The organism is Cryobacterium sp. 10I1 (assembly GCF_035019805.1).
Classification (GTDB): Bacteria; Actinomycetota; Actinomycetes; order Actinomycetales; family Microbacteriaceae; genus Cryobacterium; species Cryobacterium glucosi.
The window spans coordinates 1-2,900 of record NZ_JASJVF010000340.1 but is presented as its reverse complement, the minus strand read 5'-3'; the positions used below and the strand labels follow the sequence as shown (position 1 = coordinate 2,900).

General features: G+C 64.6%; 2 protein-coding genes and 1 pseudogene. 1 reads left to right on the top strand and 2 read right to left on the bottom strand.

Annotated elements, in window-relative coordinates:
- Positions 1–282: pseudogene (locus QN345_RS17625) on the bottom strand (sugar ABC transporter permease); the annotation flags it as partial.
- A gap of 183 nt (positions 283–465) precedes the next feature.
- Positions 466–1,770, bottom strand: a complete 1,305-nt coding sequence (locus tag QN345_RS17620; RefSeq protein WP_322135239.1) for an ABC transporter substrate-binding protein — start codon at positions 1,768–1,770, stop codon at positions 466–468.
- 245 nt (positions 1,771–2,015) lie between these two features.
- On the opposite strand from QN345_RS17620, the gene QN345_RS17615 reads away from it, so the two are divergent.
- Positions 2,016–2,900, top strand: an 885-nt coding sequence (locus QN345_RS17615) for a beta-galactosidase (protein WP_323508981.1), incomplete at its 3' end; no start/stop codon positions are given.

The following is a 2,900-nucleotide window of genomic DNA, read 5'->3' as shown; positions in this document are numbered from 1 at the left end:
CCGGGTTCGGCGCGAGTCGAGCAAGAGAGCGAAGAGCAGGGCCAGGCCGAGCATGAGCGGGATCAGGACGAGACCGTAGAGCAGCACCCGGCCCACGCTCGCTCCGAAATCAGCGTTGGTGAGCGAGGTGATGTAGTTTTCCACGCCGGCGAACGCCGTCGTGCGGCTTCCCGAGCCGAGCCCGAGCCCCTTGACCTGCTTCTTCTGCAGGCTGAGGAACAGCGTGTACGCGATCGGGGCGGCCATGAACGCGAGGAACAGGATGATGCCCGGCGCGAGCATGAGATAGGGGGTGAGTACTCTCGAACGGAAATTTCCCGTTCGCGTACTCGACGGGAGGTCGGTTCGCGTTCGAGGCTTCGGCGCCTCGGTCACAGTGGCAGTCACAGGTGATCCTCAATCGAAGGGAGAAGAAGTGGGGAAAGCCCGCGGATGCCTGAGGCCGGCGGGCCTTCCCCGGTGGCACTACTTGACGGTGAACCCGCTCTTGGTCAGGTCATCGGTGGTGATTTTCTGCATGCTGGTGACCGCGGCCAGGAAGGCGCTCTTCGACTTCGCATCCGCGGCCTTGGCGAACTCGTCGTTGTATGCGCTGTACGCCACGTTGACATTCGGGCCGTAGTTGAACGGCGAGACGGTCTTGGCGACCTGGGCGGCGACGGTGTAGAAGTCCGGCTGGTTGCTGAAGAAGGCCGGGGCCGTCGTCAAGGCGGACTCTGCGGCGGACGCGTCGGCCGGGTAGATGTTCGCGGTGCTGACTAGCGCTGCGACGGCGGCCGGATCGGTGTTCAGCCAGGTGGCGAACTCGACGGCTTCCTTGGGGTGGGTCGACTGGGTCGTCACCCCGGTGGAGGAACCACCCCAGTTACCCGTCGAGGGAGCCGAGGCATCCCACTGCGGCATCGGTGCGACCTTCCAGAGGCCCGCGGTGTCTGCGGCGTTGCCGGCCAACACGCCGGGAGCCCAGACGGCGCTCAACCAGCCCACCTGGGTGCCCGTGTTCAGCCCGGCGTTCCATGCCGGCGTGTACATCGGCTTGTTGTCGATGACGCCCTCTTCGACCAGGCCGCCCCAGTACGCCGCGACCTTCTGGGTCGGAGTCTTGTCGATGTCGACACTCCACGCGTCCCCGTCGATCCCCCACCAGGACGCGCCGGCCTGCTGGGTCAGCCCGGTGAACCAGCCGGCGTCGCTCGAGGAGAAGGTGCCCAGATAATCAGCCGGGTTGGCGGCATGGATCGCACGGGCGTCAGTCGCGTACTCATCCCAGGTCGTCGGGACCGTGAGGCCGAGCTTCTCGAAGACGTCGGCGCGATAGTAGAACATCATCGGGCCGGTGTCCTGGGGGATCGCGTACAACGCGTCACTGCCCAGGGTGACCGAGTTCCAGACGCCGTCAGCGAAGGCGCCCTTCACGTCGGAGCCGACGTCGCCGGAGATGTCGGCGAGTGCATTCGCCGCGACCAGGGTGGGGATCTTCTGGTACTCGGCCTGGATCAGGTCCGGGGCGCCGCTTCCCGCTTTGACGGCGGTCAGCAGTTTGGTGATCGCGGGGTCACCGCCGTCCTGCTTCTGGACCGTGACCTGGATCTCGGGGTGGGCCTTGTTCCAGATGTCGACGACCTTGTCGAGGTTGGGAGCCCAGGCCCAGTAGTTCAGTGACACGGGGGCACCGGTGTCTCCGCCGGTTGTGGGGCTGGAACAGCCCGACATGAGCAAAGCGGCCGCAGCGGCCATGGCCACTGCTCCGACACGGAATGAAGTGCGCATTCGTCCTCCTTGAAGAAAGCTGGTGCTGTGATGGGTTCGCCCCGACTCGGTGAACGTTTGTCGACCTTGACTGTGAGCGGTTCTAGTACCTCACACTAGCCATTGTTCTGTCAACTAGGCGAATCCCGGACTTCTACAGAGCCGCATCCTGTGATAGAACTGGGAGCGCACACAGTCGAAGGAGCCACAAACCCATGCCATTCGAGTCTCTCTCCCGAGTAGTCGCGGTTCAGCAGGACCGCTGGATGCCCGGCACAACCAGCCTGCGCTACGGCGGCGACTACAACCCGGAACAGTGGCCGCGTGAGGTCTGGCTCGAGGACATTGCGCTGATGAAACAGGCCGGCATCAACCTCGTGAGCCTCGGCATCTTCTCGTGGGTCCTGCTTGAACCCCGTGAAGGCGAATACGATTTCGCCTGGCTCGATGACCTGTTCGAGCTGCTTCACGCTGCCGGGATCGACATCGACCTGGCCACCCCGACCGCGGCTCCCCCAGCCTGGTTCTGGAAGAAATACCCGGCCGCTCACCCGGTCACCCGGGACGGTGTGCACCTGGCCGGCGGCTCACGTGGGGTCGTCAGTCCCAGTTCGCCCGAATACCGCCGCGCCGCCGCCAACATCACCGAGCAGCTCGCCCGTCGGTACGCGGGGCATCCCGCATTGGTGTTGTGGCACGTGCACAACGAATACGGGGCCCCGATCAGCGAGTCATACGACGACTACTCCGTCGCGGCCTTTCGGCTCTGGCTGCAGAAGCGCTACGGCACCCTCCGCGCACTCAACGATGCCTGGGGCACCACATTCTGGGGACAGCGCTACGGGGAATGGGACGAAATCAATGCGCCCCGACTGTCCGCCTCCGTGACGAACCAGGCCCAACGCCTCGACTTCAAACGATTCTCCTCCGACGCCCTGCTGGCGTGTTTCATCAACGAACGCGACACCATCCGCCGGTTCACCCCGGACATCCCGGTGACCACCAACTTCATGGCCACCAACTGCCTCTCAGCCAACTACTGGACGTGGAGCCGCGAGGTCGACATCGTCTCCAACGACCACTATCTCGTCGCCGAACGCGCCGATAACCACATCCTCCTGGCCATGGACGCCGATCTCACCCGTTCGCTC

Bases quoted from the DNA above. Each gene is read 5' to 3' on its own strand.
- QN345_RS17620 (WP_322135239.1), bottom strand. From the start codon at position 1,770: ATGCGCACTTCATTCCGTGTCGGAGCAGTGGCCATGGCCGCTGCGGCC.